The sequence below is a fragment of the Allolucifera butyrica genome (assembly GCF_900476375.1).
GTDB classification, from domain to species: domain Bacteria; phylum Bacillota; class Negativicutes; order Sporomusales; family UPPP01; genus Lucifera; species Lucifera butyrica.
Genome location: NZ_UPPP01000114.1, coordinates 1 through 5,964, shown reverse-complemented (window position 1 = coordinate 5,964; position 5,964 = coordinate 1). Strand labels below are relative to the sequence as shown.

7 protein-coding genes and 1 pseudogene are annotated in these 5,964 nt (G+C 45.1%); 3 read left to right on the top strand and 5 right to left on the bottom strand.

Annotation, left to right across the window (positions count from 1 at the left end; translation table 11 throughout):
• The 5 genes from istB to LUCIF_RS22355 all read right to left on the bottom strand — a co-directional run.
• Nucleotides 1-780, bottom strand: a 780-nt coding sequence (istB, locus tag LUCIF_RS22375; RefSeq protein ID WP_122630046.1) for an IS21-like element helper ATPase IstB, incomplete at its 3' end; no start/stop codon positions are given.
• Entirely contained in the window at nt 773-2,047 is a 1,275-nt protein-coding gene (istA, locus tag LUCIF_RS22370; RefSeq protein WP_122630045.1) for an IS21 family transposase, read from the bottom strand. The genes istB and istA (LUCIF_RS22370), both read right to left, overlap by 8 nt.
• Before the next feature lie 50 nt (nt 2,048-2,097).
• On the bottom strand, nt 2,098-2,637 hold the full coding sequence (locus LUCIF_RS22365) for a hypothetical protein (RefSeq protein WP_122626542.1): 540 nt from the start codon (nt 2,635-2,637) through the stop codon (nt 2,098-2,100).
• A 225-nt stretch (nt 2,638-2,862) separates the two neighbouring features.
• Entirely contained in the window at nt 2,863-3,102 is a 240-nt protein-coding gene (locus LUCIF_RS22360) for a hypothetical protein (RefSeq protein WP_122630044.1), read from the bottom strand.
• Between the two features lie 152 nt (nt 3,103-3,254).
• A complete protein-coding gene (locus LUCIF_RS22355) occupies nt 3,255-3,557 on the bottom strand; it encodes a hypothetical protein (protein WP_122630043.1) in 303 nt (100 codons plus the stop codon).
• Between the two features lie 359 nt (nt 3,558-3,916).
• Between LUCIF_RS22355 and istA (LUCIF_RS22350) the strand changes: the two genes are divergently transcribed.
• The 3 genes and pseudogenes from istA (LUCIF_RS22350) to LUCIF_RS27420 form a co-directional block, all read left to right on the top strand.
• Nucleotides 3,917-5,191, top strand: a complete 1,275-nt coding sequence (gene istA, locus LUCIF_RS22350; protein ID WP_122630042.1) for an IS21 family transposase — start codon at nt 3,917-3,919, stop codon at nt 5,189-5,191.
• Nucleotides 5,130-5,423: pseudogene (locus LUCIF_RS27425) on the top strand (ATP-binding protein); the annotation flags it as partial. The gene istA (LUCIF_RS22350) and the pseudogene LUCIF_RS27425, both read left to right, overlap by 62 nt.
• A 73-nt stretch (nt 5,424-5,496) precedes the next feature.
• Nucleotides 5,497-5,964 (top strand): ATP-binding protein (locus LUCIF_RS27420; RefSeq protein ID WP_370745722.1); only part of this gene is annotated, 468 nt, incomplete at its 3' end.

Here is a 5,964-nt window from a genome sequence, read left to right as displayed (position 1 = left end):
CTCTGGCTTTATGTCCTGGCTCCTTTTAAGGAGTCCTGCTCGCTGCTTTTCTTTTAGACGATAAGATTCACCCTTGATATTGATGACAGTGCTATGATGTAATAGCCGGTCGAGAATCGCAGTGGCAATGATAGTATCGCCGAATACTTCACCCCATTGTCCTATTCCACGGTTACTTGTAAGGATAATCGATCCCCGTTCATATCGACGCGAAATCAGCTGAAACAATAGGTGTGCTCCATTGACATCAACTGGGACATAACCAATTTCGTCAATAATCAAGAGTTTGGGCGCACAGTAGGCTCGGAGCTTGTCTTCCAAACGATTCTCTACGTAGGCCCGGTTTAGAGTGGCAACCAGTGCCGCCGCTGAAGTAAACAAGGTGCGATAGCGTTTGTGAATCGCTTTGAGACCGAGTGCCACAGATAAATGCGTTTTTCCCGTCCCCGGCGGTCCAAGAAACACCACGTTTTCTGCCCGTTCTAGGAACATGCATGTCGCCAGTTCCCGGACGACCTTGGCCTCTATCGACGGTTGAAAACTAAAATCGAAGCTCTCTAACGTCTTAACGTAGGGCAATTTAGCCAGCGTCGTATTTAAGGCAATATGTTTTTCAAACTTTAACGCGACTTCTTCCTCCAACAGTCGGTCAAGAAAATCGGTATAGCTTAAATCGTTTTTACTGGCTTCCTGGAGCAGACTTTCGAGTTTTTGCCCGGTGCGGCTTAGTTTTAGCTTCTTGAGGTTCTCCTCTATTCGAAGCAGTTGGGGATTATCCATGCAGGCCACCTCCTGCAATTGCTTCGTAAACATCAAGACTGCGAACCTGAACATCTGCGGTGGGAGCCTGAGTTATAATAATGCTTTCTGGTCTCTTAAACAGGCCAAGGTAATGCTCTTTATCTATGACCGTCTGGTACTTGCGTGGTGCGCGCTGGTGCTGAGCAATTAACTGGTTCCGGTGGTAAATACGGATTAATCCGCATTCCTCCTGGATGTCTACTATTTGGCGGACGTATTTCCAAGGAACAGAGTATCTGCTTGCCTCATAAGATATCAAGCAGTCGGAAGCCACTTTGCGAATTTGGCAATCCTGTACGACATATGCAGGGTGGTTTTTAAGCGGACTTAATTTTTCCCGTAAAAATCGTTCAGCAGGTCGCTCATGGACTGTCCCGTGAATTCGTTGGTCAGCTACCATGTGAATCCATTGCTTAACTTGGTCGTTAATATCGTCAAGCGATACGAATGTCTTGCCGGGAAGAAAGGACCGTTTAACGTATTTTACGCCGGACTCAACCTTGCCTTTGGTTCTGGCGCGATACGGCCGGCAAAGGCGAGGCTTATATCCGTAGTAACGGCAGAAGTCTTCAAATTGGGAATTAAGGCGCGCTTTTTCCGTTCCTCTATCCAATACAATTGTCTTGGGATTATCATAGAGAATTTCTTCTGTCAGGCCGTTGAACCAGCGGAATGCTCGTTCATGGCAGCCGACCAAGGTCGGAAGCTTTTCATCCAGGGTGAATTCCACGTAAATCGCACGGGAGTAGCATAATACCATAACGAAAATTCGTATTCTGACACGTTGGCCGGCAATAATCACCCAGGAGCTTCCCCAATCCATTTGTGCCTGATGGCCCGGTGGGGTCTCAAACCGAATACTGGCGGCTTCCGCGCTAACGAAGGCTTCTCGCAAAGGCTTAACAGCTTCTCTAACAGTTGTATAGCCGCCTTTATAGCCTCGTGCTTTGAGTTCTTGGAATAGGGTCGTGGCATTGTAAAAGACTTCCGGCGCACGGCCTTGTAGAAACGGGAAATATTCGTCCAGAATACCCGGTTTATTCCTGGTACGCTGGTATCCGCTCCTTTGCTGGGTACGTAGCACCTTGCGAATGGTATTTCTACTCACCCCTAGGTCGCGGCTAATTTGTTTAATTCTCTTACCTGCCTTTGCCATTGCACGAACTTCGGACCACTGGTCTTGCGAAAGCATTTGTTCTTCACTCCCATGACCTTGCTCATGGGGAAATGTTTTCTGGTTGTCCATATTTTTCCCTCCTTTTTTGGGAGGGGTCAATTTTCAATTGCCATATAGGGTCATTTTATCAGCGCCAATAACACTATGTCGTAGCCAATAGTCAATGGTCCCCATTTCTTTATCATTCTTAGTTCTCCGCTTTCTATTAAATCTTTAAATGCCTTATAAATAGAATTAGGATACTTAGGAAAAAAACTACCCGTTATGTCGCCTAAAAAGCCCCCAGTTGGATTACTGGGTAAACCTCCGGTAGGATTACTAGGAAAGCCACCAGTTGGGTCGCTTGGAGTACCACCCGTTGGATCACCAGGCAGATCCATCGCCGCAGCCAATACCATATTTTGATTACTTGCACCCTGTGCTTGAGTGCTGTTTGTTACCATCGAAGCATTATTAAGAATGCTTTGCATGGTATAGGTTGCACTAGACGCATTTGTTTCTCCTAAAGAAACTACGTATGCTGGGCTAAATGTAGAAGTGGTAGAATTAGTTTCATTTGCCAAGGATGAGTTTGTTGTTGATGTTTTTACCGTTACTGATTGACTAGATAAAGGTGTACCCAATTCCCCCATACTGGAGCTTGTTAAACTGTTAATCATGAAATAACCTCCTTGTTTTTTGCCAATAGACTCCTTTCTATTGGGCTCGCTCGAATCACATCAAAAGCAAATTCTTTTTAACTTCCAAGATATGTTTTCTCTGTTAAACATTATATATCATAAATAAAAATTAGCAATATAAAAAACAACATTTTCAATGTATTGTTTTACATTTTTATACATACAAACAAAAAAGCCAGTCATTTCTGACCAGCTATAAAACAATTAAGTTTTATTTTTTTCCACAAACCAACGCCCCTCGTCGCAGAACAGGAAAAACTCCCGCCTGCCAATCCAGCAAGTGTACCGCATGCCGCAGCCCCCGCCTTTTAAAGATGCCGCCTGCCGGGCGTCCAGGACCCGGTCAATCTCGAATACCCGCCCGTCTTCCCATTTCAGGGATAGTGGCCGGATTTTTCCTTCCGTGTCATGAACTGCAACAACTTCTACGAATACCTTACCCATTTTCCACACCCTTACAGAACATATGTTTGTGTTTTAATTATAAGGGCTGCAATAATAGGAGATCAAGGAGTATAACAGCGGTATATACTGGAAAAATAAAAGCCGCCCACCCCGAAGGATGAGCGGAAAAATTTATCTTTTACTCCAATATATTACTTCGTAAGCTCCATAACTTCAAAGCTGATGATCTGTTCAAACATCAGATACTCTTTTCGGTTTTTAAACTCACCAACATTGTAAGTCTTATCGAAGGCATAGTATGCATTACCGGTACCTACAGTACGATTGCACCATTCGATGAATTTATTAATTTCATCGTCAGATAGCTCGTACTCTCGCTCGCTTGAGTCTGACATGGTGATTCGTAACAATCCGTGTCCGCTTGGCGCCAGCGGTGTTGCTGAAGCTTCATTGGAATTATCACTCTCACTCTCAGCGTCAACCGCAGTTACCACATAATAGGATCTCTTCTTTATTAATGTGTATTTCCTGTATATCGGCTTTCACTTATATAAATTCATTCCAGCTTCTTATTTAAACGGGTAAACCCCAAAAATTTTAATGAGTTCTGCAAAATTAAAATCTCACCTAATCCATAAATTCAAAAACGATGTAATCATCTCTCTATTCTATATCCGTACAGAAAGACGAAGAAACGGATAGGGGTAAAAATAAAAAAGGCTCCCAGCCGAGGCCAGGAGCAATCTTAATTCTATTCAGCTACCGGTACTACTTTAAAGCTGTTATTGGCGCTGATAAAATGACCCTATATGGCAATTGAAAATTGACCCCTCCCAAAAAAGGAGGGAAAAATATGGACAACCAGAAAACATTTCCCCATGAGCAAGGTCATGGGAGTGAAGAACAAATGCTTTCGCAAGACCAGTGGTCCGAAGTTCGTGCAATGGCAAAGGCAGGTAAGAGAATTAAACAAATTAGCCGCGACCTAGGGGTGAGTAGAAATACCATTCGCAAGGTGCTACGTACCCAGCAAAGGAGCGGATACCAGCGTACCAGGAATAAACCGGGTATTCTGGACGAATATTTCCCGTTTCTACAAGGCCGTGCGCCGGAAGTCTTTTACAATGCCACGACCCTATTCCAAGAACTCAAAGCACGAGGCTATAAAGGCGGCTATACAACTGTTAGAGAAGCTGTTAAGCCTTTGCGAGAAGCCTTCGTTAGCGCGGAAGCCGCCAGTATTCGGTTTGAGACCCCACCGGGCCATCAGGCACAAATGGATTGGGGAAGCTCCTGGGTGATTATTGCCGGCCAATGTGTCAGAATACGAATTTTCGTTATGGTATTATGCTACTCCCGTACGATTTACGTGGAATTCACCCTGGATGAAAAGCTTCCGACCTTGGTCGGCTGCCATGAACGAGCATTCCGCTGGTTCAACGGCCTGACAGAAGAAATTCTCTATGATAATCCCAAGACAATTGTATTGGATAGAGGAACGGAAAAAGCGCGCCTTAATTCCCAATTTGAAGACTTCTGCCGTTACTACGGATATAAGCCTCGCCTTTGCCGGCCGTATCGCGCCAGAACCAAAGGCAAGGTTGAGTCCGGCGTAAAATACGTTAAACGGTCCTTTCTTCCCGGCAAGACATTCGTATCGCTTGACGATATTAACGACCAAGTTAAGCAATGGATTCACATGGTAGCTGACCAACGAATTCACGGGACAGTCCATGAGCGACCTGCTGAACGATTTTTACGGGAAAAATTAAGTCCGCTTAAAAACCACCCTGCATATGTCGTACAGGATTGCCAAATTCGCAAAGTGGCTTCCGACTGCTTGATATCTTATGAGGCAAGCAGATACTCTGTTCCTTGGAAATACGTCCGCCAAATAGTAGACATCCAGGAGGAATGCGGATTAATCCGTATTTACCACCGGAACCAGTTAATTGCTCAGCACCAGCGCGCACCACGCAAGTACCAGACGGTCATAGATAAAGAGCATTACCTTGGCCTGTTTAAGAGACCAGAAAGCATTATTATAACTCAGGCTCCCACCGCAGATGTTCAGGTTCGCAGTCTTGATGTTTACGAAGCAATTGCAGGAGGTGGCCTGCATGGATAATCCCCAACTGCTTCGAATAGAGGAGAACCTCAAGAAGCTAAAACTAAGCCGCACCGGGCAAAAACTCGAAAGTCTGCTCCAGGAAGCCAGTAAAAACGATTTAAGCTATACCGATTTTCTTGACCGACTGTTGGAGGAAGAAGTCGCGTTAAAGTTTGAAAAACATATTGCCTTAAATACGACGCTGGCTAAATTGCTCTACGTTAAGACGTTAGAGAGCTTCGATTTTAGTTTTCAACCGTCGATAGAGGCCAAGGTCGTCCGGGAACTGGCGACATGCATGTTCCCTAGAACGGGCAGAAAACGTGGTGTTTCTTGGACCGCCGGGGACAGGAAAAACGCATTTATCTGTGGCACTCGGTCTCAAAGCGATTCACAAACGCTATCGCACCTTGTTTACTTCAGCGGCGGCACTGGTTGCCACTCTAAACCGGGCCTACGTAGAGAATCGTTTGGAAGACAAGCTCCGAGCCTACTGTGCGCCCAAACTCTTGATTATTGACGAAATTGGTTATGTCCCAGTTGATGTCAATGGAGCACACCTATTGTTTCAGCTGATTTCGCGTCGATATGAACGGGGATCGATTATCCTTACAAGTAACCGTGGAATAGGACAATGGGGTGAAGTATTCGGCGATACTATCATTGCCACTGCGATTCTCGACCGGCTATTACATCATAGCACTGTCATCAATATCAAGGGTGAATCTTATCGTCTAAAAGAAAAGCAGCGAGCAGGACTCCTTAAAAGGAGCCAGGACATAAAGCCAGAG